This is a genomic window from Pedobacter sp. AC379, assembly GCF_979258145.1.
Genome location: NZ_OZ409839.1, coordinates 3,789,691 through 3,813,573, shown reverse-complemented (window position 1 = coordinate 3,813,573; position 23,883 = coordinate 3,789,691). Strand labels below are relative to the sequence as shown.

Sequence of the window (23,883 nt, the reverse complement as noted above, 5' to 3'; positions counted from 1 at the left end):
ACGCTTTCAAAAATATAATTAATTACTGTTTACTCAATTTATCCTTGTGCAGGTGGATTTGAAACCACAGGGGCTTTATCTTTTCTGCCTCTTCCGCCCATTCCTTTTCTCATTTTTTCACCTTTTTCTTTGGCTTCTGCACGAAAAGCATCCAGCTTTGTTTTTTGATCGGCGGTTAAAACAGCATCAATTTTAGTTTTTTGCTCATCCATGGCTGCTTTACGCTCTTTCATCTTACCTTTAATATCACCTTGATCAGCAGTTCTCCAAGTCTCCATTTTTTTTGCATTCTCTAATTGAATGGCATAAATTTTGGTTTTCTGATCAGCTGTAAGGCTTAATTCTTTCTCCAGTTTGGCGGTTACTTTTTCAGCCCTTTGTTCTGCGGTCATTTTAGGCATTGCCCGTCTTGCACGCTTTGTAGTGTCTTGAGCAAATGCAGCGGTTAATCCCATTACTGCAATTGCTATTGTTAAAATTGCCTTTTTCATGTTCTGTTTTTTTATGTGTTTGTTAATTCAATAGATACATAAAAACGCAAACGGTTTAATCGGCTGTTGTTAAAAAGTGTTAATTTTTATTTAATTGCGAAATTGATTTCTGCATTTGGGCCATCATCTGTGTTAATGTTTCCATGGTTGGGTCTGGTGCAGGTTCTGGTAATGAGGTAGAGATATACGCTTTAGCTTTCCAGATTTCCAAAATATCTTCTGCAGCAATTGTATAGGCATCGTATACCTTATTATCAGATATTAATTTTAAATCTTTATTTTCTCTGAAACGGTTGCCAGCCCTTTTATAAACAACGCCTTCATTTTTACTGATTACGATATACGTTTCTCCGGTTTTTACTTCGTTCCAATTGTCTAAATACTCGCCAATAATTACGCTACCTGGCTGAACGGGTAACATACTATCGCCCATAATTTCAAATGCCCTAAATGTACCCTGCCTTAAGGCAGCAAGAGGAAGCTGAAATTTTGGAAGATCACTAATATATTGTGGGTCTGAAAAACCATTTAAATAACCAGCACTCGCTTTAACCGGAACCAATTCGATGTTCTCACGATCATTTTGATCTACAGAAATGCTAAGCACCCTTAGGTTAGATCCCTGGCTTTTCGGCTTCGGTTTCCAGCTGTCAGATATCTTCTCATTAATAAATTCATCGATGGTCAGGTCAAAGTATTCTGCTATTTTTTTTAGTAAATCATACTTCGGTTCTGCCCGGTCTTCCTCATAAGCGCCAATCAGCGATCTTTTGATTTCCATAATATCAGCGAAATTCTGCTGTGTATGGCCTTTTTTCTTCCTGAGGTACTTTAAATTATTTGAAATATTTGACATAAAAATAAATTTTAAAATAAATTTGGAATTACTAAAATAGTTAGTAATTTTATGCTCATAAAGTTAGTAATATTATTTTGATTTGCAAGAGGGTATACTAAATAGTTTAGTTTTAATTTTTAAACACAGGATCATGAAAAAGTTTGTTTATATCGTTACCGACAGAAATCGTACAAGTATGCACGTGGGCATGAGCTCAGATTTGATTAAGACGCTGGATTTCTACAAGCAGATGCCAAACTTATTTTTCGATAGCGGGCAGCAATTAACGCGGTTGGTTTATTTTGAAGAGTTTAAAACGGAAGCACAGGCATTAGGCCGATTCAAAACAATAAGCAGGTTTACCCGTATGCAAAAAGAGCGATTGGTTAGATCTTGTAATCCAGATTGGATTGATTTAACAATTGGTCTTGATTTTGAAAATATTCTTTTAGAAAGAAATATTACCAATCAGGTTAAACTCTCATTTTCCAGTTTATCTTAACCAGGTTTTAAGGTATAGATATTTAATAAAAATACGAATGAAATTTAGGCTTATAAAAAAAATGCTTGAATGATCAGAATAGTTTTCCAATCATTCAAGCAATCTTTAGCTTTATATTTGTTTTGTTATTTAATTATTCTCACATTAAATATTGAATAGATCTCTCATTCCATCATTCTCTATTTTAACCCGTAACCTACCATCCGGGTGCAAAAGTTAAACCAAATACCCCGGTTTTAACATCTTTACGCTGAAAAGGAATGGCATAATAAGGTTCCAGTACGAAATAACCGAAAACATTTACACGCAACGATATACCAACGCTCATTGCCGGCACACGCTCAGTTGTAGATTGATAGGTAACAGGCTTTTGCTTATCATCCAGCACAGGTGCCCCATTATTATCCAATAATGGTAAAGTGGTATAAGTTGGCTCACTTTTAAATTTAACCTTAGTATCATTTGTCCAGGCTAAACCCGCATCAAAGAATAGATTTAAATCAGAAAACAGAAATTTAGAAGGAATAGCGGCTAATTTTTTCGGACCTGTAAATGGTAAACGTACTTCAAAATTAAAAACTGCAATTTTACTTCCTGTTAACTGGTTAATATCAAAAGACTCCGAAGATTGAGCTGAAGTACTCTTGTAAATAGAATTGGATTCATAACCCCTTATTAAATAAGGATAACCAACATACAATGGATAGAGCCTGTCTGCATCTTTACCAATCCTTAAAGTATTGTAACTTCTAACCGCAAAAGTTACTGGCTTAGCGCGCCAATATTTGCGAAGGTCGGCAGTTACTCCGGCAAAATTATAGGTTCCGAAGTATTTTTCTCCGCTTACACGATACCTAAAACCATCAAGCGGACCTGTTAATCCGAAAATTGAGTTATCACCAACAAAACCAGCATTTAATTGATAAAGCGTGAAGGAATTAAATGGAATGCCATAATCCTGAGAAGCAACATCATTAGAGATTCTGGTTTTATCTTGTCCAATGAAATTTCCGGCTGAGTTATAATAATTGCTATATCTGTCAATGCGATAGCTGTAATGAGAAAACGATCCGCCCAATTCAAATCTATGTATTTTGCTGAATGGGTATGCGCCGAAAACCTGAACTTGATCTTCAAACGTTCTGATAATATCTGTTCTATCTGCTAAGGCTTTAATGGTAGAATTGTCGCTGGTAGGCAGATTTTCATATCCGTAAGACCTAAAACCAGACACATATGGAATGTGCGACACAGCAGCACCCCAGTTTATCCTACTTTTTTGGTTGATATAACCTACCAAACCACCAGCATCATAAATCTCGCCATTTACAGATATATTGGCAATAATCTGATTGGTACCTAATATATCGCTAAACATGCCCACAATACCACCAGAAACCCCTGTGCCAAAACGGCTAGTTGAAACACCTACACCACTATTTGCCAAATAATCTAACCTGAATTTAGGTTTGTAAGGTACCGTTCTCATCGAATCTGCCACAGTTTTTTCGAAACGGTCGAAATTATTTAGGTTGGAATTGATGATATTAACTCCAATATTTTCCATAGGAGGGAGGATAGCTGCATCAAAGTTTTCTTCTTGATTGCCAATTCGCTTTGCTTTAAAACTGCTCAATTTAGCATTGTACAAAGTATAACGCTGGTAGCGGTAGTAGCTGTATACAATTTCATCTGTGGTGGATACAGATATTGCAGGTGAAAATTCAGTAATTCCGCTTATCCCTGTAAAATAATCCGTTAACTGATCAACTGAATTGTCTTCAAAATTGTATTTATATAAATTTCTGAAACCATCTCTGTTAGATAGGAAATAAATATTTTGACTGTTAGCAGAAAATTGGGCATTAAGGTTATTGGCACCCGGAAAAACATTAAGGTTGCTTACCGTTTTGGAAGCAATATCGTAAACGGCCAAATTAATTGGCAAAACCGCATTTACAACATTTGCCTGAATGGCAGCTCTATCTGAAGAGAATACCAGTTTTTTGCCATCTGGAGAATAATTCGGTGCATAGTCCGAATATACATCATTGGTAATTTGTGTTACCACTTTGGTATCCAGGTTGTAAGAGAAGATATCACTTTGTCCCTCAACCATACCCGAAAAGGCAACATCTTTTCCATTTGGCGACCAGGTTAAATTACCAAACTGCTGCACCTGATCCATTGCTGTTTGCGAAACAGTAGAGCCGTTTGCAACATTAATAATCATCATCTGGTTTTTACCATGACTGAAAATACTAAATGCAAATTGTTTGCTGTCTGGCGACCAAGCTCCTGCTGATTCGATAAAGTTAAAATCGTCAATGTGACCATTGGAAATCTGACTACTTAACTTTCTGATAATCCGCCCGGTTTTTGCATCTGCCAAAAATAAATCTATGCCAAATAAATCTTTTTCAGACATAAAGGCCAAATATTTCCCATCAGGACTTAGCGCAGGGGCAACATTCATATTCCCAGCATTTTTATTATCGATAATTTTTGTACCTGTAATTTTAATCTGCGAACTATCGGCTTTCAACATTGGTTTATAGTGCGCATCTATTGAATTTTTCCAAAGTCCTGAAAGTGTTTTGTCATCATAACCAAAAGTATATCTGATCGCATTTTCGTAACCGTATTTTGCGGTGTTTTTAAATAGCGGTACAATGGTTGTATCTCCATATTGCGAACCTATATATGTCCAAAATGCTTGTCCGTAACGGTAAGGGAAATATTTGTTTGAATTGGTTAAGTCTTTTAATGAAGGAATATCGCGGTTTAACATGGCATCACGCATCCACATGGAAGTAAATGCATCTTTTTTTCCTATGGATAAATATTCGGCCATTCCTTCAACCATCCATAGCGGTGTTTGACCTACATTTTCAAGGCTAATAGAATCTTTTTCAAGCAGCAGATGGTATTGAAAAGCATGTACAAGCTCGTGACCTAAAACGTGTCTGGTTTGGCTGTTAAGTTCCATTACCGGCATAATAACCCTGTTTTTCAATGCTTCGGTAACCCCACCTGTTCCGATTCCTATTTCTCCGTTTAAAACAGTTGTTTGCTGAAAATCAGGATGGTTATTGTATAAAATAATAGGATTTTTCTTTAAAAAAGTATCTCTAAAAACTTCCTGATGCATTTTATACCAGGTTTCTGCATCCTGAGAGAAGCGTTTTAAAAGTTTTTCATTTTTGATGTAATAGTATATTTCAAAATGGGGAGTTTGCAAAACTTTAAAATCAAGTGTTTTGTATCTCACTTTATTTTGTCCGAAATATTGAGCTTTAACCGAAAAGGAAAGAATAAGCAGGAGTAATAGAGAAAAGTATCGCTTTAATAAAGTAGAGCCTATTTTCATATGTTTGGTTTTAGTATTGATGTTCAGTAATTTACGAAAATTAAATAGTGAAAGATTCAGAAACTAAAAATAGCAATAGTTTAAAATACTATTGAAATTTTAACACTTTTACAAAGTTTTCTATCATTAAACTCAGATATGCAATGGATCTGAGCCATTTATTCAGAAATAACGTCTTATTGTTGATTATTTTCGTTCTTTTTCTTTTCCTTTTCTTCCTGGCGCTGTTTTCTTCTCAATTCTCTTTCTTCTTTTCTGGTTAGCGGTACAGTAGTTGCGGGCGTGGTTTGTGCAGGATCTGTTTTCTTTTCATCCTTTTTAACTTCCGGCTCAACTGTTACAGGAACTTCTGTTGCAGGTACTTCCGGTACTGTGAATTCTGTAGAATCGACGACAGCACTATCTGTTGATGTAGTATCCCTTATAATTTGAGGACTAGGGCAATTGTAAGTTCTGGTGATATCAACAGTCGCTTTTGGAAAAGCACCATAAGTATAACCTGATTTGGGATCAAGATAAACCTTCTCCATAAATTTGGCAAAAATGGGCAATGCCGTTCTTGAACCTTCACCTTGTTCGCCATTTTTAAAGTGCGCTGTCCGCTCATCACAGCCCACCCAAACACCTGTAACAAGGTCTTTAGTTAATCCCATATACCAGGCATCAACATAATCAGAAGATGTACCTGTTTTACCGCCAATCTGGTTGTTTTTCTTAAATAGGTTTGGCCATTCCCACAAGGCTTGCGATGTTCCTCCGGGTTCTTCCATACCACCACGGAACATATATGTCATTAACCAGGCAATTTCTTCGGTTAAAACCCTTTTCGTTTTTGGCTTAAACTCATCAATTAATTTATTGTCTTGATCGGTAATTTTTTCCACCAAAATTGGATCTGTTTTAATGCCCTTATTCATGAAGGTGGCATAAGCTTTCACCATTTCGTATACCGTAACATCATTAGAACCTAAACTTACTGACGGAACAGACTCTAAATGACTGTCAATACCACATTCGTGTGCAGATTTTACCACATTATCCCAGCCTACTTTTTCGGTAACCTGAGCAGTAATGGTATTCACTGATTTTGCCATGGCCCAACGCAGGCTCATTTCACGGTATGAAACACTGTAATCAGCATTTTTAGGCTCCCAATATTTGGTTTCGCCTTTATCTTGATAGGCTATTTTCACAGGTTTATCTGTAAATTTATCACATGGGCTCATGCCTTGCTCTAGTGCTGTTAAATAAGCAAAAGGTTTAAATGTAGATCCGGCTTGGCGCTTAGATTGATTAACGTGATCATATTTGAAAAATTTATGGTCGATACCCCCCACCCAAACCTTAATTTTTCCACTCGCTGGTTCCATGGTCATCATCCCTGTATTCATGATTTTTCCGTAATAACGGATAGAATCTAGAGTAGAAAATGAGGTATCACGGTCACCTTTGTAGGTGAAAATCTGCATCCGTTTCTTTTTATTAAAATAGGCTTTAACAGAATCTGGATTATTTGGGAATTTCTTTTGTAAAAGGGCATAAATAGGTAGGTTTTTCATTGCTCTGTCCGGATAATCAACTTTCTGCTTTTCCGAATCGTACCATGGATCTTCATTGCCCCAAACACTATAAAACCTGCGTTGCAGAATTCTCATTTGATCTGCAACAGCTTCCTCTGCATACCCCTGAAGTCTGGAATCAATAGTGGTATAAATTTTAAGTCCATCTTCGTAAAGGTCATAACCATTATCCGTGCACCATTTTTCAAGATATTTGGCTACAGCAGCACGTAAATAGGAATCGCCATCACTACCGTCCTGTACTTTACCTTCTTTTAATTTAATCGGTTCTTTTGATAATTCAGTTAAACTATCTTTACTCAGGTACTTATATTTGTTCATTTGCGCAAGCACTACATTTCTTCTTTCTAATGCTTTAGCAGGATTTTTAGTCGGGTTATATAAGGTTGTGCCTTTAAGCATTCCTACAAGCATTGCAGCATCAGTAGTGGATAAATCTTTTGCTTCTTTATCAAAATAAATGCGACTTGCGGTTTTAATTCCATAGGTATTGTTACCAAAAGAAACGGTATTGAGGTACATCGTAATGATCTCATTTTTAGAATAGTTAGATTCTAACTTTACTGCCGTTTGCCATTCTTTTAATTTTACGATCAATGTTCTTACCAGAGGGATTTTAATTAATAAGCCCTGAGATTTATTATACCTTGTGCGGTAAAGATTTTTTGCCAATTGTTGTGTAATGGTACTGGCCCCACCATCTTTTCCAAAACCTACAACTGCACGGCCTACAGCTTGTACATCAATACCCCAATGTTTATAAAAACGAACATCTTCTGTTGCTACCAAAGCCTGTATTACACTAGGCGCAATTTCTTCATAATTGATAGGTGTTCTGTTCTCTTTGAAGTACCTGCCGATCAGTTTTCCATCTGCAGTGTAGAGCTCAGAGCCAACGCGAAGGGTAGGGGCTTTAATATCATGAACACTTGGTGAGTAACCAAATAACCATAAAAAGTTTAATTGTAGTGCTGAAAAGAAAATTATTATAAAAAATAAAACAATTGTAGGATAACGTAAGTACTTGTTTTTTATCTCTTTAAACATATTGAATAAGATGATCTTTAGGTAAAAGCTGTGGCGTTAAATATAAAAAACTCTATATGCAAATTAACGTATTTAATTTACTTATTTTTTAGTTCTATATTTAAATTACAGATGCATCAATTTAGCCAATATAATATACGATTATGAAAAACGAATTTAAGGGACTAATTGTACAGGGCGAGAAGAAATTTTCATTAAAAAACCATAAAACAGATTTTACCGGAGGCTACAATAAGGAAAAAGCCAAGGATGCATTGGTAAATTCGAAAATAGAGCTTAACCACTTACAGGAAAGATTATACGCATCTGGCAAACATTCAGTTCTGATAATTTTTCAGGCGATGGATGCCGCAGGGAAAGATAGTGCAATAGAACACGTTATGAGTGGTTTAAATCCTCAAGGATGCCAGGTATATAGTTTTAAGGTGCCAACTTCCGAAGAATATGAACATGATTTTTTATGGAGACATTATAAGGCTTTGCCGGAGCGTGGGCGCATTGGAATTCATAACCGTTCTCATTATGAAAACGTGTTGGTTTGTAAAGTACACCCAGAATATATTTTAAGTGAAAATATCCCGGGTTTTGCAGACGTAAAAAAGATAAATAAAAATTTTTGGCAGCAACGTTACAAGAGCGTAAGGAACTTTGAAGAACATTTAACAGCAAATGGAACTGTAATTCTAAAGTTTTTTCTGAATGTAGGTAAAGATGAACAAAAGCAGCGTTTTCTAGACCGGATTGACGACCCCACTAAAAACTGGAAATTTTCATCAGGCGACATTAAAGAAAGGGCGCTATGGGATAAATACATGAACGCTTACGAAGATGCCATTAACGAAACCAGTACCGAAGATTCACCATGGCATATTATACCTGCTGATAAAAAATGGTTTGCAAGGTTGGCAATCAGTGAAATAATTGTAGATAAATTAAAAAGTTTAGACCTTAAGTTTCCCGTATTGGGCGAAGAAGAAGTTGCAAAGCTCAACGAAACAAAAACAATCTTATTGAACGAATAAAAAAATGCAGGTCTATAAGCCGGGTTCTGTTTCCTGATTGCTCAGGATTTCTATCATTTATCCACTATAAACGTTGCCGTTTATCTCTAACGACCTACCCACTAACATCGGACGGGCAGCCCTTTATCCCGACGTAAAGTCGGGATGTTAGCCTATTTGGTCTTTCAACTCCCGGGGTTTACAAACCACTACAGTCGCCTATAATGCTCGTGCGCTCTTACCGCACGTTTTCACCCTTACTCCGACAAAGTCGGGGCGGTATATTTTCTGTTGCACTAATCCGTAATTCAGGTTTTCATTCCTAAATCCCTTTCCGTTAGAAAGCGGGATGCCCTGCGTTGCCCGGACTTTCCTCTCCTCCGGTTTTATCCGGAACAGCGATAGAACAACCTGCATTTTGCGCAAAGATGGGTTTTTTATTCATATTATGCGAATTTGCATTGTACTATTCATTTGCCAGTAAATATATTTCATCAAGCACTTTTTTAGAAAATCTAAAATTTGTTTGTTGTATTTTTTGAAAAATAGGTTTAACTGAAGTGATAAGTCCGCAATTTTTTGCTTTCAGAATGATGCCTAAGGTGCCTGTATAAACAAGATTAAACCGCTCAGCTGCTTTTCTACCTTTGTTATCATCTAAAATAAGTAGTGTGTTTTCTGATTCCATAGCTAATGCAATAGCACTTGCTTCACCAGCATCAATATCGAGAGAATTTTGAAATGAAATGTTCTTTGGCGTTTTGATCTCAATCCACTCAGGTAAGGGAGACCCAAATTCAGAAGCAATGGTTGTTGTAGTAATAATTTTTGAGAAAAGTAATTTTAAAAGGCCGAGTTCTCCAACTTTTTCCAGAAGAATGAAGCAACTGGTATCAGCAATTACTAGCTCATATTTTTTCTGCATCACTTAACATTTCTGAAACCGGATAGTTAAGTATTGAAACACCATAATTAGAAAGCAAATCAGAAAAAGTACGTTTAGATAGGCCCACCATAGATGCTGCTTGACCTAAAGATAATTTTCCAGATTCATATAACTTTGCTGCGATAAACCGCACGGTATCATGCTCATGTTCGCCTAAGCTATCTGGAACTTGTAGGGTTATCGTTGTCATAGATTAAATATACGAAATTATATTTATTTACAATTCTGCAAATCTTGTGATACCTTTGAATAAGGAACAAAACCCTGATTATTTCCAAATGAATTGGTTATGAATACCATAACCTGTGCCACATCAATATCGGCAAGTTCGGAGAAAGCCGGCATTTTTTCCTTGTATTCTTTACCATGAATAATCAATGATTCGTTTGCACCATTTTTAATGAAACAGGCCAATCGGGATTTATTTGCCTTTAAAAATACCGAATCAGTGAGTGGGGGCGCTAGCTGGCCTAATCCTTCTCCATTTTCACCATGGCAGTTCTGACATTTGGCTTTATAAATATCTTTACCATTAGACATATAATTCTGAAGATCAATAGTTTCCTGGTTTTGGCAAGAAACAATAATGGCGATAAGTGAAAGTAAAAATAAAGCGTTGATGATGTACTTGCGCATAATGTTTTTTTATAATTAACCACTGATAAAGAAAGATAAACACAGATTTTGTTGCTTATCTGTGTTCATCCTATATAGCTGTGGTAAAAAGGAAATAGCTTATTTTGTCGTGAAGACACTTTTTTGCTTAATAAGGATTTTTATTCCTTAAATCGGTGTTTTCGTGGCTAATAATTTTACTTTTTATATTCAGCCAATAAAACAGGAATATCCTTTTTTAATTGTTCTACCTGTTCTTCTTTCGTGCCGTCGTAAGCACCACGGATACGTCTGTCTTTGTCGATCAAAACTAGATAACCCTGGTGGATGTAACCATCTTTAGCAGTACTATCTTCGCCCACAGCCACTAAATAATTTTTCTCAGCCAAAGTATATACACTGTCCTTACTTCCATAAAGAAATTGCCATTTTGGTCCATCTACACCTAGTTTTTGAGCATATTTTTTCAAAACGTGAGGTTTATCGTATTTAAAATCTATCGTATGTGAAACAAACATCACATCTGGATTTGCTTTAAATTCATTATAAACCGTCATTAAATTGCGGTGCATAGTAGGGCAGATGGTTGTGCAGGAAGTAAAGAAAAAATCTGCAACATATACTTTACCATCAGTAGATTTATTGGTGGTGATTATACTGTCTTGATTCAAGAACGACCAATCTGGAATGGTTTGATAAACCGTATCAACTTTTTCTACACCAGCTGCATCTTTGACCGTTTCTGCATGACGCTCACCATAAAAAGGGAGTTTTTTTTCTTGTTTACAAGCAGTAAATATAGAAATGGCTGATAGGTAGACAGCCAGGTAAGCAGTGATTTTATTCATGATTTTATTTTAAAATGTAAATATACAACGTATTTTGTTTGAGGTATCTTCGTGATGAATTTATTTCAGCATCCATCCGGCATTAAAATCCCTGAAATAAATCCGATAGCTATCGGATCAGGGTGACGAAAATAAGCTCCCACTAATTATTTTTTATATACTTTGCCGGCTCTGCCACAAACTTTTGCTTACAGCTTTCTGAACAGAAACTATAGCTAACTCGATTATAAACCGACGTTTTTGATGCATTGGCTTTTATTTTCATTTTGCAAACCGGATCTACTACATTCTTTTTTACAGAATCGGTTAAATTTGTTTTTGAAAAATCCTTTACGGAGTTTGCATTTGATTTTACCGCTATTATTGTTAATCCAATTAGGATTATTGCTAAGATTGATTTTTTCATTTTGAATTTATTTTAAGTTTAAAGCTGGTAGTTAAAAGACTAAAGTTGGGGTGTTTAACCGCTAATTCCCTATCCTTCGACTCCAGTCTTCTAACACCCGAATTGTTGACCATTTATTTTACCTGATACATCCTTATTAACGAATCCGATTCTCTGGTAACTTTAATGTAACCATCTTCCACAGCCCTGATTTTAATCATTTCAGATTTATAATAATCAAGATTTTCCTGTGCTGTTTTCCCTTTGAAATCATCTTTAAAAAAATGCATCCAATCCATCATTTTTTCATCTGCAGCATTTAGTTTAATTATTAAGGTATTAATCTCTTGCTTACGCATGGCTGAATCCGGAGTGTTTTTAATTTTGTCAGAAACCATCAAGGCGTCCAATTTCATTTTGTTTTTGATTACTTTTTCACCATCAATCATTAACTTATCATGGATATTTAATACTTCCTGCCGTACAGCTTTTGAATCGGGTTCAGTTTTGCACGAAATCACAAAAACGGTTATCAGGCATAACATTGCAACATTTAATCTGTTCATATTCCTAGATTTAAAAATTATAGGTAACTCCAACATAAGCTTTTCCAGCACTCATCGGGTGATCGGTTTCTGCTTCCCAAATGTTTTTTTGTACTCCAACATTTAAGGCCACATTTTTATAAAAAACATCAACACCAACGCCACCCATCAGGTTATTCATCACATGTTCTCCTGTTTTTTGGCCTTTATATTTTTCTCCGCCAGAATATTCATAAAAGAACTGTGCCGATGGCATAATTTTTACATCCTTACCAATACTTTGCGTATAAAAAATATTGAGAAAACTGGTTGTACTATTGGCAATGCCCTCATCTCTGCTATTGGTTCCATTAACCTTATAAGAGGTGTTTAAACTTGCTCCAAACTTGCCCAAACCAACCATGTAATTGAGATAAACAAAACCATCTGTACTTCCTGTTCCTGCCTGCATTAATGATGAATAACGGATACCTGCTGTATTTTTAAAATCATTTTTACCAGTAGGCAATTTTATTCCGGCCCCCGCAATTAGCTGTTGCTTAAAATTATCTTCCAGTTTCTGAACAAGGTGGTAGCCTGCATATAAATTGATATCACCAATAGCCGAAATTGAAGAGGTGTAGCCATTGTATCGCTCACTGTTGGAAACATAAGGTAAAATGGCATTGATTTCCAGTTTGCTGTTAATGAAGTATTTTCCCCTGACCTCCAAGGATCTGTAAAGTTCATAATCGGTAGGGTTGCCGGCATGATTGGTAATTGGAGCATCCTGACTTCTGGCTGGAATAAAGAAACTTCCCCCATTCGGAAATAGTGAGTGTGATTGTCCTTCGTATCCATTAAAAGAGCGGTAACGGTACAATAAGCTGATGCTGTTGCGGTTGTAGTAGGGGGTAATACCCATAAAACAGCCACAGATATCGCAGGCAAAAACCTGACTGCTCATGAGTACGAAAACTAATACCAAGAGTTTACGACTCGCTGTATAGTGTGTTTTTGATAAATTCATTGTCTGTTAATGTTTTTAAAAAAGCTTTAATCTGTTCTTTTTCAGTTGTATTTAAAGGGATACCATTTTTAAGTTGGGCATCGAGGTTAGTTGATGCTTTTACGCCTGAATTGTAATGTTCCAGAACTTCATCCAGGCTGTAAAATCGGCCATCGTGCATATATGGGCTGGTATATTCGATGTTTCGTAACGTAGGTACGCGGAACTTTCCAAAATCTGACGCAACTTCGGTAATATGCGAACGTCCTTCGTCTGCACTTACTAAATCCAACCCGTTACTCCGGTAAGAAAAATCTGTAAAAAATGGTTCCGCATGGCAGGAAGTACATTTTTCTTTAAACAGGTTGTAGCCTGCCAGTTCTGTAGATGTAAAAGAAATGCCGCCTTCTTTACGCATTACCTTATCATATTTGGAATTTCCTGAAACCAATACTGCTGTAAATTGTGTAATCGATTTTAAAATGAGCTGTGAGTTGATTTCCGTTGAACCAAAAGCCTGTTTAAATAAATCTGGATAAGGTGCCGTATTTTTAAGAAATGCAACAATGGTTTGTATATCTGTACCCATTTCGCAAGCGTCAGTAATGGCATTTAATGGTGAAGTTTCGATGTTTTTTACGCCACCATCCCAAAAGAACGCCTTTTGCCAGGCCAAATTAACAAGTGGAGGCGTGTTGCGCTTACCCTGGCAGTTATTTACCCCATGGCTTACCTTATGATCAAGCTGTGTAAAGCCGGCAAACTGTTGGTGGCAGCTTCCGCATGAAACACTTTTATCTGCTGATAGTCTTGCTTCATAAAACAGCTTTTTACCAAGCGCAAAACCTGCGTTGGTTAACTTATTGTCTTCGAAATTGTATGCAGGAGCAGGAAAGTTAGCCGGTATGGAAAAGGTTATCTTCTTTTCTTCCTGAGCAACCTCATCTTCATTCTTACTACAGGCATACATCAACGCAATGCTTAAAAATAGCATTGCGAAGACAGTTATTTTCCTTAACATTAGTTATGGATATGATCTAAACGGAATAAACCATTTGCATAATTATTGGCTACGATAACCGAATTTGTTCCACCCATTGTAAAATTCAAAGTAGCGAAACTCACATCGGTTTTACCGGTAAATAATGCAGCTGCATTTACAATAAAGTGCATATTCGGTTTGCCATCTGCTCTAACACGAAGTGGATTTGCTGAATTAATTTCTGTAGCAAACGTTCTGATCGTATTATTTGGATCGGTTACGCCGCCAATGTGAAACGTTAGCAAATTTTTGTCGGCTGTAGATTGCGGCGAAGTTCCTTCCAGTTTAACAAAAATATAGCCGCTGTTCCATGTCCAGAACATGCCGTTGATGGGATCTAAAGCACCGGTTTGTGCACCAGCAAAATTACGTGCGTAATCTACGCCAATTGTATATTCTATTTTTGTATAATCACCTGTTGGCACATCTTTTAAGGTGATATTGGTCGATTCTGATTTTGAAGCATCAATCAAGAAATAACTTTCCGGAATAAGGTAAGTTGTGCCATCTGCTTTGCTTAATTTAATATTGCTTACATAATATTTAAATACGTTAATCTTAAAATCTTCGCCTTTGGCATTTTTGTAAGATGTAGTATTTAAAACCAGCGGACTTCCGTTTACCTGATTTTCGAACTCGATAGAGAAAGTGGATTTAGTATTGGCGGTTACTTCTTCTGCATCTTTTTTGCAAGAAGATAAGAGTATAACAGGGCATAACAAGGCCAAAAAGTATGTTGAAATTTTCATTTTAAGTAAATTGAATAAGTAAAAAATGGATTAGCCAGTCGCTATGATTCGTGAGGGCACAAATCAAGGCGAATGAACATTAAAATATTTAAAGAAATTCTAATACAGTCGTCATGCTGAATTTATTTCAGCATCTAATTAATAGTATACATGAATACCTCCTGATGACCAATTATTTGGACAAGGTGATAACCACAAAAGAAAGACTGCCCTAAACCGTTTTCGGTGGATGAAAAATTGAGATTGAAAGATCTTTAACAGGTTTTTCGATATAAAGATTTTCAGAAGTGATAATAAAATAAGAAAGATGGTGATTTATGGCTAAAGTTTGAAATTGAGGCTCAGCTTCTGCAACTCTTTTCAGGTTTTCTTGAGCCTGCTTATTTTTACCATCAAGATCTTTTAATTTTTTTGCTAAAAAACACTGGCCATCACAATGTAGCTCCGGATGTTCTTTATTGATACAGAATACACTTGTAATGTATTCTTTATTCATCTTATAACCAGAATAGATAACCAATTGCATGAAACCGTTGCTCACGGTACACGTAATGATTAGATATATTAAGATTTTTTTGAACATGGTATTGCGATGCAAAAGTATTAAAGAAATTGATTGCAGCAAAGAAAAAATATAAAGGTGTGTAAATTTCTTAAAACCCTAGATCGGATTGAAATTCAATATAAAATATGATTAATTTATTAAAGAACGCTAAGCTTCCCTTTACCTGTATTTTTAGTTATATCATTTTTTTATTTATCTTGCATAACACAAAAAAATGAAACCTATGAAATTACTTAAAACTATTGCCGTAATGATGGTATTATCATCATGCGCTAAAAAAGAGGTACCGGATGTTCCGCCAACATTTAACGATCCAAACTGGACAAGGATTGAAATTGCAAATGGGAGAGAAGCCCATGCAGTTTATGGGGACATTGACGATACTTTAATGGTATCAACACTTACCGAAATTTATCAAACGACTGATAAAGGCAAAACCTGGCGAAAAACGAAAGTAAATCATCAGCCTATATATGGTTTTCTTTCGGTTAGGGACACCATCTTTGCTTTGGAAGCAAATAGCCTGAAAGATAAAGCAAATCAGCGATTAGCAACTTTTAGTCAATACTTTAGTTTGAATAAGGGATTTACCTGGGAACGGTGTTCTACGTATAATATTTCAGAACAAAGGTCTCAAGAGTATGCAAGTCTCCTCCTGGATAATCAGGTTAAAATAAAAATAAAAGAGAATTTAGAGCCAATTAACGGAAACCCCGATCATAATTATATTTTAAAAAGTGATATCGAGGTGGTGAAAAACGGATTTCCAGAAATATTGAAAGTTCCATTTGATAATCAGCTTACCAATATACATCTGGATAAATTAGGAAGGCTTTATGTTTCTGCAACCAGGGCTATTCATGATAAGAAAACAGGGAAGGCTTTATCTGCCGAAAAAAATGAACCCGCTATTATTTATATTTCTAAGAAAAATGTATCGCAACTGATTGATTAATCGTTAGCAGATTTCTCCGTGTCAATCTGTGTTTCCGTGGCTGAAAAGCGATGCTCCAGTCAAGACAATACTAAATAAAAAACACAGATGAATGACTTTCATCTGTGTTTATCCTTTTTATCTGTGGTATCTGTACTGAAAAACTATGCTTGTAAATCAGCCATTACTGCTTTAATTTTATCGCCCAATTCTGCATTTACTTTTTCAAAATCAGCTCTGTCTGCCAGCGGTGCATTTACACTGCAATAGAATTTAATTTTAGGTTCTGTACCACTCGGACGGGCCGAAACAATACTTCCATCTTCAGTAATGAATTGTAATACATCCGAAGTTGGATAATCCAGTTTGCTTACTTTTCCGGTTGCTAAATCCGTTTCCTGACTCAATTCGTAATCTTTCAGTATCGAAACTTTAGATCCGCCCAATGTTGCAGGAGGGTTTTCTCTAAATTTAACCATCATGGCTTTGATTTCTTCCGCACCCGATTTACCTTTTTTGGTTAAAGAAACCAAATCTTCTTTATACAAGCCATATTCTACATACATATCCAATAATGCGTTGTATAAACTTGCACCTTTATCTTTGTAATAAGCTGTCATTTCAGAAATAAAAGCAGCAGAAACCACTGCATCCTTATCACGTACTAAATCACCGATTAAGTAACCATAACTTTCTTCGCCACCGCCAATAAAGTATTTTTTACCTTCCAATTCAGTCATTAACTGACCAATGTATTTAAATCCGGTTAAGGTATTGTAATAGGTAACATCTTTCTTTTTTGCAATTTCTTCAATCAGGTTAGAAGTTACAATGGTTTTCACAATAAATTGATTGCCATCCAGTTTTCCGCTTTCTTCCCAGGCAGATAAAAGGTAGTTAATTAACAAACTTCCTGTTTGGTTACCATTAAGCAATACCCATTCGCCATTGTTATCTTTTACAGCGATACCAACACGGTCTGCATCAGGATCGGTAGCTAAAACCAAATCAGCATCAATTTCCTTTGCTTTATTCATCGCAAGGGTTAATGCATCTTTTTCTTCAGGGTTAGGATATACCACTGTAGGGAAATTACCGTCAGGTGTACTTTGCTCTTCAACCAAAGTAACGTTGGTAAAGCCGAATTGCGCCAAAGCTTTAGGTACCAAAGTAATTCCGGTTCCATGAATAGGCGAGTATACAATTTTTAAATCGTGTTGTCTTTTAATGGCTTCAGGGGAAATTGAAAGTGCTGTAATGCCATCTAAATATAATTTATCTACATCTTCGCCAATCAGTTCAACATTCGCCTCAACACGGTCGAATTTCACTTCATCAATACTTTTAATCTTGTTAACCTCATCAATTACCAATTTATCATCAGGAGAGGTAAACTGGCCACCATCGGCACCGTATGCTTTGTAACCATTGTACTCTTTAGGGTTGTGCGATGCAGTTAACATTACGCCGCTTTTGCAACCGAAATGGCGTACAGCAAAAGAAAGCTCAGGTGTTGGCCTTAACGCAGAAAAAAAGTAAACGTGTATGCCGTTTGCAGAGAAAACATCCGCAGTAATTTTGGCAAAGTAATCAGAATTGTTGCGGCTATCGTGCGCAATGGCAACTTTAATTTTCTCGTTAGGGTATTTGTTGTTCAGGTAGTTGGCTAATCCCTGTGTAGCCGTTCCAATGGTATATTTATTAATCCGGTTAGAACCAGCACCCATAATGCCGCGTAAACCGCCTGTTCCAAATTCTAAACTTCTGTAAAATGCATCTGTTAGTTCTGTAGTTGCATCTTTGTCTACAAGGGCCTGTATTTCTGCCTTGGTATTCTCATCGTAATTTCCACTTAACCACTGGTTGATTGTAGCTTGTGTTGATTGGTCAATTGCCTGCATTGAGCTGTTTTTTTAATTTAATATCTGGTGTTGAACAAATTTTAATGAATGATGTTTTGCTGAAACGTATTTATTTCAATCCATCCAAATTTTATTTTGTTGAGGGTGTTGCTTTTAAGCTGCTTTTGTTTAATTTCACGCCCCGATACAATAATAAAGAAAATCCATTATTAATATGATGTGATTGTAACTTTTTTAAAATAGTTGTAAAGCTTTTACAGTTACCGTCATATAATCAATGGGTAAAAAAACAATTACTAATAGATGAAGATATTAAAATTTGGGGGTACTTCTGTAGGTAGTCCTGAGCGCATGACGAAGTTGTTGGATATCGTTAATCCAAATGAAGAGCAGATTGTAGTGTTATCAGCAGTGTCTGGTACTACAAATAGTTTGGTAGAAATTGCAAATTATTTTTTAGCTGGAGATAAGAAGAAGGGTAGCGAGTGTGTTGAAAATCTATATCAAAAATATAAATCCTTTGTTGTTGAGTTATTGCCTGCTGCCGAATTTCAAGAGCAAGGAAATGAAGTGATCGATTACCATTTTGGCTTTTTAGCTGGCCTGGCAAACGATATTTTTACTTCAATAGAAGAAAAAGTGGTATTGGCACAAGGCGAATTATTGTCTACAACCCTATATCATATTTATTTAAAGTCGATCGGTGTACCTTCCGTATTGCTGCCCGCTTTGGATTTTATGAAAACTGATGAAGATAATGAACCTGATATTCCTTTTACTACAAAACATTTAATGCCGCTTTTAGAGCAGCATAAAGACAATAAATTATTTATTACGCAAGGTTATATCTGCCGCAACAGTTTCGGCGAGGTAGATAACCTGCGTCGTGGTGGAAGCGATTATACCGCATCATTACTAGGTGCAGCAATTTTGGCAGAAGAAGTTCAAATCTGGACGGATATTGACGGAATGCACAATAATGACCCCCGTGTTGTTAAAGGAACCAAACCGATTGCTCAATTATCTTTTGATGAAGCAGCAGAACTGGCTTATTTCGGCGCAAAGATTTTACACCCTCAATCTGTTTTTCCTGCACAGAAGTATAAAATTCCTGTTCGTTTATTAAACACAATGGAACCTTCTGCAGCGGGTACTTTAATTACACACGATAGCGAAAAAGGTAAAATTAAATCGATTGCGGCCAAAGATGGTATTACTGCTATCCGCATTCAGTCAAGCCGGATGCTACTTGCTTATGGCTTTTTGCGCAGGGTTTTTGAAGTTTTTGAGCGCTATAAAACGCCTATCGACATGATTACCACATCTGAAGTTGCGGTATCGTTAACCATTGATGAAACTGCGCATTTACCACAGATTATAGCAGAACTGGAAAGTTTTGGTACTGTAGAGGTAGATACCGATCACAGCATTGTATGCGTGGTTGGCGATTTCGGATCAGAGAAACATGGTTTCGCCAGCAGGGTTTTAGAAGGTTTAAAGCACATCCCAATCCGTATGATTTCTTACGGAGGTAGCAATTATAACGTATCGCTTTTAATTTTAAGTGAATATAAAACCGAAGCGTTAAGAAGTTTGCACAACAGGTTATTCGAATAAGAGGAAAAAGGCACCTGTTATTACTAGCAATCCGATGAGGAAGTGAAAAGCCAGAAAGCTTGAAGGTAATAATCCGTTTTTATATTTTTTGTATGAGTTATACAGTCCCGCAGAAAGAATAAGAACGATAAATATGGCAGCTGCTATCTTCATTTTTTGATAAATAAAAGGAACAGTACGATGAAAAGTAATACGATAAAAAATCGGATTTTTCCATTGTATTGTTTCTGGGTAATTCTTCCATGCTTTCAATCCAGGTAGTTACCCAAATAAATTAGCCCAAAGAATAAAATTAAAATTATAATAAGGAATTTGAACATGTTCGCCGATAAAGATATATCAAAGTTTAACAATATTGAAACGCCTTTTTACTACTATGATACCGATTTGTTGCAAAAAACCTTGCGCACCTGTGCAGATGCAGCGGCTCCGTATCAGTTTCATATCCATTATGCCCTAAAAGCAAATTTTAACAGTGTGCTGTTAAACCAGATCAAAGCGATCGGTTTCGGTGCTGATTGTGTGAGTGCCGGTGAGGTAAGGAGAGCAGTAGAAGTTGGTTTCGACCATAAAAAAATTGTTTTTGCCGGGGTGGGTAAATCTGATAAAGAAATTAACGAGGCCTTGGATCTTGATATCTTCTGCTTCAATGTAGAATCTATCCAGGAGTTGGAGGTGTTAAATGAACTTGCGGCCAATAAAGGCAAAACAGCTCAGGTGGCCATCAGGATCAATCCGAATGTAGATGCGCATACACACCACAACATCACCACAGGTTTAGATGAAAATAAATTCGGAATCAATTCATGGGATTTGCCAGAGTGTGCCGAAACGTTAAAAGCATCGCCAAACCTTAAGTTTATTGGCATTCACTTTCATATTGGTTCGCAGATTACCAACCTGGATGTATATAAAAACCTTTGTGTGCGTGTAAACGAATTTGCGGCCTGGTTTGAAGATAAAGGATTTAATCTTCAGGTATTAAATGTTGGCGGTGGTTTGGGTATTGATTACTATAACCCAGATCATCAAATTCCGGATTTTGAAGCTTACTTTAAAATTTTTAATGAATTTTTGGCCGTTAAACCTGGTCAGGAAGTACATTTTGAACTGGGAAGGGCTTTAGTCGGACAATCAGCTTCATTAATTACCAGGGCACTTTACATTAAAAAAGGGAAGAAGAAAAACTTCGTGGTTTTGGATGCAGGCATGACAGAATTGATGCGCCCGGCATTGTATCAGGCTTATCATAAGATCGAAAATCTTAGTCAGTCGGAACTTGGTAACCAGAAATCAGAAGTTGTTAAATATGATATCGTAGGTCCGATCTGCGAGAGTACTGATTGCTTTGGAAAAGAAGTAGAACAGCCAGAATCTTTCAGGGGAGACATTTTTGCCATCCGTAGTGCTGGGGCATATGGAGAGGTAATGGCTTCGAAATATAACCTAAGGGATGCAATAAGATCAGTTTATAGTTACGAGCTGTAATTTACAAAGAAAATATGCATAATTGAATCTGTTATTGATGCCTGGGTTAGGTATCAATAACAGATTTTTTATTTTTATGGCAAATCAAAGTATATATTGAGGCTTTTTTATAAATATTTAAAAGTTATGATCTTTAAAAGCCGGTTTATTTTCTAATTTGTGCTCCTGCAACATTTCTACTAACAATTACACGCGATTTTGGTCTCATGCAACCTTGCGGCTAACAATTACACGCGATTTTGGGCTCCCGCAGAAATGTAATGCCCAATATTACACGATTTTGGTCTCCTGCAACTTTGCGGCTAACAATTACACGCGATTTTGGGCTCCTGCAACTTTGCGGCTAATATCTGCACGTGATTTTAGTCTCCTGCAGAAATGTAATGCACAATGTTACCCGATTTTGGTCTCCTGCAACTTTGCGACTGGCAACTCCCTACTATAAAGGAGTGTTATTTTTTCTTAGCAGCCACAAAAACTATTACCCCGGCCACCAGAATAATTCCGCCAGCGAATGGGGGCCAATTAACGGATTTTTCCTTATCAGCAGATATTTGAATTGGGCCTGCATCTACAATTTTTTTTTTTTGTATAGCTAAATCCCGTCCAGATGAGCATAGCGATACCCACAACGATTAATATAAGTCCTACAGTTTTGTTCATGGTATTTAATTTATAGCAGAACAGCAATAGGTCAATTATGTTTTATCTGAATGAATATCCTAAACTTAGTTTTTCTGAATAGTTTACACTGTTGGCAAGCTCAAAACCGAGTGAAAACCGCTTTATGTAAAGGAAGTAGTTAAAAGCCCAGCCCAATGAATTTTTATCACGGATATCAATAGCGGCTTCACTTCCGGATCTAAAGCTCTTTACCAAATCAGGAGTACCACCGATAAAAAGCCTGAATGCATGTTTAATCTCGTGTTCCTTTCTTGCCCTCCAAATTATCTCGGTAGATAGCCCCGTTGTCCAGATTACTTTTCTATCGGTAACACCTACATGATCAGGAATTTTGCCGTTAAAAATTTGCTTCCTGAAAGCAGTATAACTGCCTCCTTCAAAACTTACTGCATTCTCAAAGTTGACGAACCTAAAGTCTGTATTTCCATTTGCAGAAGTGTGATGCAAACCTGTGGAAAGCCTAAACCCAATGCCGCCGATTGATTTTTTAAAGGATGGCAGGTAATTATCAGAATTGTCTACCACGGTAGCGTCGTTTCCACCTTTGGCAACGCCCGCGTAACCAAAAATTCCATATGAGATGTTTGCTTTTTCAAAAGTATGTGATCGGCTGATGTTCGCCATTCCAAATTCAAAGCCAACATTGGCATCCGGTGATATGGAAGCCGCATAACTTCCCGATAAGGTGGTTAACGTTTTAATAGAATCTGCACCCATTGCTTTGGGCATGTAGCCCATATTGTTGCCGAGGATGGCCGGGGTAAGAAATGTTGTGCAGGAGCTGAATGAGATGATAAAAAGTAAGCTGGAAAAGAGAGCGCTAATTTTAGTTTTCATATTGATGTTTTGTTTATTCGTCAAAAAAATCTACCAGTCCACCCAGAAAATATTCCTGAATGCCCGAGGTAAAATCTTCATAATCTTCATCAGGAATATTAGTTTGTTTAAACTCCAGTGAAGTGCCTTTTTTATCTTCGTGCAGTTTTATGGTTACAATAGAAGCTTCGTTATCTTCGCCAAAATACCATTGTTGAACAATCTGTTTACCGTAAGTAAATTCTATGTTTTTGCCGGTGATATCGCCATCCCAAAAAGAGAATTCAGTGCCGGGTACTTCTTCAAATTCAACATCGGCACCAGTCCACAATTTTATACTGGTTTCTTTGGTGAGTGCTAAATAAACTTCTTCGGGTGGGGCAGGGATGTAGGTGTATTTTTTAAAGTCCATTCTGTATCATGATTTTTAGGATTTAAAGATTTTCTTGATTATAGTTCGAGAAAAATCATATCCTGATGTTTTATTAGTTAGTATTAATCTTTGTCTCAATCCTTAACTCTTGTTTAACCCTGATTTATATTTATTTATTATCGGGTTATAAATCTTTTTAAACTGAAGGCTTGTGGCGCCAAAATTAATTAATAATCCGACATTGAAATTATAAGCGACAATATAATTTTTCGCTTGGGCTAAATGATGATTTTCCAGATTAATACAGGCCTTAAGCTCAACAGTTAATAAATCTTCAACAACAAAGTCTGCACGTCTTTTCCCAACAACCAGGCCGTCGTAATAAATCTCTTGTTCAACTTCCCGTTTAAATTTTATGCCAGCTTTTTCCAATTCAATTGCCAGGCAGCGTTGGTAAATAACCTCCTGGAAACCGTTTCCTAAAGTATTGTGCACCTTCATGGCACAACCATTTATGGTGTAAGTTATCTCCTCTATTTCCATCTTGTAAATCTTGTTAAGACTTGGTTTAGGTAATAGTTCGGGATAAAACTATTT

Annotated in this window: 23 protein-coding genes and 1 other RNA gene; 5 read left to right on the top strand and 19 right to left on the bottom strand. The window is 36.5% G+C overall.

The window, feature by feature from the left end; all coding sequences use genetic code 11:
* Positions 1 to 38 precede the first annotated feature (38 nt).
* Together ACZZZW_RS16670 and ACZZZW_RS16665 are read right to left on the bottom strand one after the other, a co-directional pair.
* A complete protein-coding gene (locus ACZZZW_RS16670; RefSeq protein WP_055913499.1) occupies positions 39 to 491 on the bottom strand; it encodes a hypothetical protein in 453 nt (150 codons plus the stop codon).
* Positions 492 to 570: 79 nt separating this feature from the next.
* Positions 571 to 1,347, bottom strand: coding sequence for an XRE family transcriptional regulator (locus ACZZZW_RS16665; protein ID WP_055913502.1), 777 nt, complete (start codon positions 1,345 to 1,347; stop codon positions 571 to 573).
* A 133-nt stretch (positions 1,348 to 1,480) separates the two neighbouring features.
* Here ACZZZW_RS16665 and ACZZZW_RS16660 point away from each other — a divergent pair, with 133 nt between their 5' ends.
* A complete protein-coding gene (locus ACZZZW_RS16660) occupies positions 1,481 to 1,831 on the top strand; it encodes a GIY-YIG nuclease family protein (protein ID WP_463495085.1) in 351 nt (116 codons plus the stop codon).
* A gap of 196 nt (positions 1,832 to 2,027) precedes the next feature.
* Here the strand turns inward: ACZZZW_RS16660 and ACZZZW_RS16655 are convergent, their stop codons facing one another.
* Together ACZZZW_RS16655 and ACZZZW_RS16650 are read right to left on the bottom strand one after the other, a co-directional pair.
* Positions 2,028 to 5,201: a TolB family protein gene (locus ACZZZW_RS16655; RefSeq protein WP_463495083.1), complete on the bottom strand. Its 3,174-nt coding sequence runs from the start codon at positions 5,199 to 5,201 to the stop codon at positions 2,028 to 2,030.
* Between the two features lie 176 nt (positions 5,202 to 5,377).
* The gene (locus ACZZZW_RS16650; protein WP_463495081.1) at positions 5,378 to 7,828 is read right to left on the bottom strand and encodes a transglycosylase domain-containing protein; all 2,451 of its coding nucleotides are present in this window, start codon (positions 7,826 to 7,828) and stop codon (positions 5,378 to 5,380) included.
* A gap of 143 nt (positions 7,829 to 7,971) precedes the next feature.
* On the opposite strand from ACZZZW_RS16650, the gene ACZZZW_RS16645 reads away from it, so the two are divergent.
* Positions 7,972 to 8,850 (top strand): polyphosphate kinase 2 family protein, encoded by an 879-nt coding sequence (locus ACZZZW_RS16645; RefSeq protein WP_463495079.1) that lies wholly within the window; start codon positions 7,972 to 7,974, stop codon positions 8,848 to 8,850.
* Here the strand turns inward: ACZZZW_RS16645 and rnpB are convergent.
* The 11 genes from rnpB to ACZZZW_RS16590 form a co-directional block, all read right to left on the bottom strand.
* Positions 8,850 to 9,247: RNase P RNA component class A (gene rnpB, locus ACZZZW_RS16640), an RNA gene on the bottom strand. The genes ACZZZW_RS16645 and rnpB overlap by 1 nt on opposite strands.
* Before the next feature lie 48 nt (positions 9,248 to 9,295).
* Positions 9,296 to 9,754, bottom strand: a complete 459-nt coding sequence (locus tag ACZZZW_RS16635) for a PIN domain-containing protein (protein WP_463495077.1) — start codon at positions 9,752 to 9,754, stop codon at positions 9,296 to 9,298.
* Positions 9,738 to 9,965, bottom strand: a complete 228-nt coding sequence (locus ACZZZW_RS16630) for a UPF0175 family protein (RefSeq protein ID WP_055913522.1) — start codon at positions 9,963 to 9,965, stop codon at positions 9,738 to 9,740. Before ACZZZW_RS16630 ends, ACZZZW_RS16635 begins: the two co-directional genes overlap by 17 nt.
* Before the next feature lie 23 nt (positions 9,966 to 9,988).
* The gene (locus ACZZZW_RS16625; protein ID WP_463495075.1) at positions 9,989 to 10,411 is read right to left on the bottom strand and encodes a c-type cytochrome; all 423 of its coding nucleotides are present in this window, start codon (positions 10,409 to 10,411) and stop codon (positions 9,989 to 9,991) included.
* A 176-nt stretch (positions 10,412 to 10,587) separates the two neighbouring features.
* Entirely contained in the window at positions 10,588 to 11,238 is a 651-nt protein-coding gene (locus ACZZZW_RS16620) for an SCO family protein (RefSeq protein WP_463495073.1), read from the bottom strand.
* A gap of 142 nt (positions 11,239 to 11,380) precedes the next feature.
* On the bottom strand, positions 11,381 to 11,644 hold the full coding sequence (locus ACZZZW_RS16615; protein ID WP_463495071.1) for a YHS domain-containing protein: 264 nt from the start codon (positions 11,642 to 11,644) through the stop codon (positions 11,381 to 11,383).
* A 113-nt stretch (positions 11,645 to 11,757) separates the two neighbouring features.
* Positions 11,758 to 12,189 carry a hypothetical protein gene (locus ACZZZW_RS16610; RefSeq protein WP_463495069.1) on the bottom strand — a complete coding sequence of 144 codons (432 nt, stop codon included), beginning with the start codon at positions 12,187 to 12,189 and terminating at the stop codon, positions 11,758 to 11,760.
* Between the two features lie 10 nt (positions 12,190 to 12,199).
* Positions 12,200 to 13,177, bottom strand: a complete 978-nt coding sequence (locus tag ACZZZW_RS16605; protein WP_463495067.1) for a transporter — start codon at positions 13,175 to 13,177, stop codon at positions 12,200 to 12,202.
* On the bottom strand, positions 13,140 to 14,150 hold the full coding sequence (locus ACZZZW_RS16600) for a cytochrome-c peroxidase (RefSeq protein ID WP_463495066.1): 1,011 nt from the start codon (positions 14,148 to 14,150) through the stop codon (positions 13,140 to 13,142). Before ACZZZW_RS16600 ends, ACZZZW_RS16605 begins: the two co-directional genes overlap by 38 nt.
* 26 nt (positions 14,151 to 14,176) lie before the next feature.
* Positions 14,177 to 14,947: an MbnP family protein gene (locus tag ACZZZW_RS16595; protein ID WP_463495064.1), complete on the bottom strand. Its 771-nt coding sequence runs from the start codon at positions 14,945 to 14,947 to the stop codon at positions 14,177 to 14,179.
* Between the two features lie 211 nt (positions 14,948 to 15,158).
* Positions 15,159 to 15,443: a hypothetical protein gene (locus tag ACZZZW_RS16590; RefSeq protein WP_157255496.1), complete on the bottom strand. Its 285-nt coding sequence runs from the start codon at positions 15,441 to 15,443 to the stop codon at positions 15,159 to 15,161.
* Positions 15,444 to 15,735: 292 nt separating this feature from the next.
* Here ACZZZW_RS16590 and ACZZZW_RS16585 point away from each other — a divergent pair, with 292 nt between their 5' ends.
* Positions 15,736 to 16,467, top strand: a complete 732-nt coding sequence (locus ACZZZW_RS16585; protein ID WP_463495062.1) for a hypothetical protein — start codon at positions 15,736 to 15,738, stop codon at positions 16,465 to 16,467.
* 143 nt (positions 16,468 to 16,610) lie between these two features.
* On the opposite strand, the gene ACZZZW_RS16580 is transcribed toward ACZZZW_RS16585, so the two are convergent.
* The gene (locus ACZZZW_RS16580; protein WP_463495060.1) at positions 16,611 to 18,347 is read right to left on the bottom strand and encodes a phospho-sugar mutase; all 1,737 of its coding nucleotides are present in this window, start codon (positions 18,345 to 18,347) and stop codon (positions 16,611 to 16,613) included.
* A 264-nt stretch (positions 18,348 to 18,611) separates the two neighbouring features.
* Here ACZZZW_RS16580 and ACZZZW_RS16575 point away from each other — a divergent pair, with 264 nt between their 5' ends.
* Both ACZZZW_RS16575 and lysA read left to right on the top strand, forming a co-directional pair.
* Positions 18,612 to 19,925 (top strand): aspartate kinase, encoded by a 1,314-nt coding sequence (locus tag ACZZZW_RS16575; RefSeq protein ID WP_463495058.1) that lies wholly within the window; start codon positions 18,612 to 18,614, stop codon positions 19,923 to 19,925.
* 318 nt (positions 19,926 to 20,243) lie between these two features.
* Complete coding sequence (gene lysA, locus ACZZZW_RS16570) at positions 20,244 to 21,413, top strand: diaminopimelate decarboxylase (protein ID WP_463495056.1); 1,170 nt, start codon at positions 20,244 to 20,246, stop codon at positions 21,411 to 21,413.
* Between the two features lie 705 nt (positions 21,414 to 22,118).
* On the opposite strand, the gene ACZZZW_RS16565 is transcribed toward lysA, so the two are convergent.
* From ACZZZW_RS16565 to ACZZZW_RS16555, 3 genes are all read right to left on the bottom strand, one after another.
* Positions 22,119 to 22,934 (bottom strand): hypothetical protein, encoded by an 816-nt coding sequence (locus ACZZZW_RS16565; protein ID WP_463495054.1) that lies wholly within the window; start codon positions 22,932 to 22,934, stop codon positions 22,119 to 22,121.
* A 13-nt stretch (positions 22,935 to 22,947) separates the two neighbouring features.
* The gene (locus ACZZZW_RS16560) at positions 22,948 to 23,325 is read right to left on the bottom strand and encodes an SRPBCC domain-containing protein (protein WP_463495053.1); all 378 of its coding nucleotides are present in this window, start codon (positions 23,323 to 23,325) and stop codon (positions 22,948 to 22,950) included.
* Positions 23,326 to 23,427: 102 nt separating this feature from the next.
* Positions 23,428 to 23,829: a GxxExxY protein gene (locus ACZZZW_RS16555; RefSeq protein ID WP_463495051.1), complete on the bottom strand. Its 402-nt coding sequence runs from the start codon at positions 23,827 to 23,829 to the stop codon at positions 23,428 to 23,430.
* Between the last annotated feature and the right edge of the window lie 54 nt (positions 23,830 to 23,883).

What these genes read in the sequence shown, in the direction of transcription:
- ACZZZW_RS16670 (WP_055913499.1), bottom strand. Translation starts at nt 491, where the DNA reads ATGAAAAAGGCAATTTTAACAATAGCAATTGCAGTAATGGGATTAACC.
- ACZZZW_RS16665 (WP_055913502.1), bottom strand. Translation starts at nt 1,347, where the DNA reads ATGTCAAATATTTCAAATAATTTAAAGTACCTCAGGAAGAAAAAAGGC.
- ACZZZW_RS16660 (WP_463495085.1), top strand. Translation starts at nt 1,481, where the DNA reads ATGAAAAAGTTTGTTTATATCGTTACCGACAGAAATCGTACAAGTATG.
- ACZZZW_RS16655 (WP_463495083.1), bottom strand. Translation starts at nt 5,201, where the DNA reads ATGAAAATAGGCTCTACTTTATTAAAGCGATACTTTTCTCTATTACTC.
- ACZZZW_RS16650 (WP_463495081.1), bottom strand. Translation starts at nt 7,828, where the DNA reads ATGTTTAAAGAGATAAAAAACAAGTACTTACGTTATCCTACAATTGTT.
- ACZZZW_RS16645 (WP_463495079.1), top strand. Translation starts at nt 7,972, where the DNA reads ATGAAAAACGAATTTAAGGGACTAATTGTACAGGGCGAGAAGAAATTT.
- ACZZZW_RS16635 (WP_463495077.1), bottom strand. Translation starts at nt 9,754, where the DNA reads ATGCAGAAAAAATATGAGCTAGTAATTGCTGATACCAGTTGCTTCATT.
- ACZZZW_RS16630 (WP_055913522.1), bottom strand. Translation starts at nt 9,965, where the DNA reads ATGACAACGATAACCCTACAAGTTCCAGATAGCTTAGGCGAACATGAG.
- ACZZZW_RS16625 (WP_463495075.1), bottom strand. Translation starts at nt 10,411, where the DNA reads ATGCGCAAGTACATCATCAACGCTTTATTTTTACTTTCACTTATCGCC.
- ACZZZW_RS16620 (WP_463495073.1), bottom strand. Translation starts at nt 11,238, where the DNA reads ATGAATAAAATCACTGCTTACCTGGCTGTCTACCTATCAGCCATTTCT.
- ACZZZW_RS16615 (WP_463495071.1), bottom strand. Translation starts at nt 11,644, where the DNA reads ATGAAAAAATCAATCTTAGCAATAATCCTAATTGGATTAACAATAATA.
- ACZZZW_RS16610 (WP_463495069.1), bottom strand. Translation starts at nt 12,189, where the DNA reads ATGAACAGATTAAATGTTGCAATGTTATGCCTGATAACCGTTTTTGTG.
- ACZZZW_RS16605 (WP_463495067.1), bottom strand. Translation starts at nt 13,177, where the DNA reads ATGAATTTATCAAAAACACACTATACAGCGAGTCGTAAACTCTTGGTA.
- ACZZZW_RS16600 (WP_463495066.1), bottom strand. Translation starts at nt 14,150, where the DNA reads ATGCTATTTTTAAGCATTGCGTTGATGTATGCCTGTAGTAAGAATGAA.
- ACZZZW_RS16595 (WP_463495064.1), bottom strand. Translation starts at nt 14,947, where the DNA reads ATGAAAATTTCAACATACTTTTTGGCCTTGTTATGCCCTGTTATACTC.
- ACZZZW_RS16590 (WP_157255496.1), bottom strand. Translation starts at nt 15,443, where the DNA reads ATGAATAAAGAATACATTACAAGTGTATTCTGTATCAATAAAGAACAT.
- ACZZZW_RS16585 (WP_463495062.1), top strand. Translation starts at nt 15,736, where the DNA reads ATGAAATTACTTAAAACTATTGCCGTAATGATGGTATTATCATCATGC.
- ACZZZW_RS16580 (WP_463495060.1), bottom strand. Translation starts at nt 18,347, where the DNA reads ATGCAGGCAATTGACCAATCAACACAAGCTACAATCAACCAGTGGTTA.
- ACZZZW_RS16575 (WP_463495058.1), top strand. Translation starts at nt 18,612, where the DNA reads ATGAAGATATTAAAATTTGGGGGTACTTCTGTAGGTAGTCCTGAGCGC.
- lysA (WP_463495056.1), top strand. Translation starts at nt 20,244, where the DNA reads ATGTTCGCCGATAAAGATATATCAAAGTTTAACAATATTGAAACGCCT.
- ACZZZW_RS16565 (WP_463495054.1), bottom strand. Translation starts at nt 22,934, where the DNA reads ATGAAAACTAAAATTAGCGCTCTCTTTTCCAGCTTACTTTTTATCATC.
- ACZZZW_RS16560 (WP_463495053.1), bottom strand. Translation starts at nt 23,325, where the DNA reads ATGGACTTTAAAAAATACACCTACATCCCTGCCCCACCCGAAGAAGTT.
- ACZZZW_RS16555 (WP_463495051.1), bottom strand. Translation starts at nt 23,829, where the DNA reads ATGGAAATAGAGGAGATAACTTACACCATAAATGGTTGTGCCATGAAG.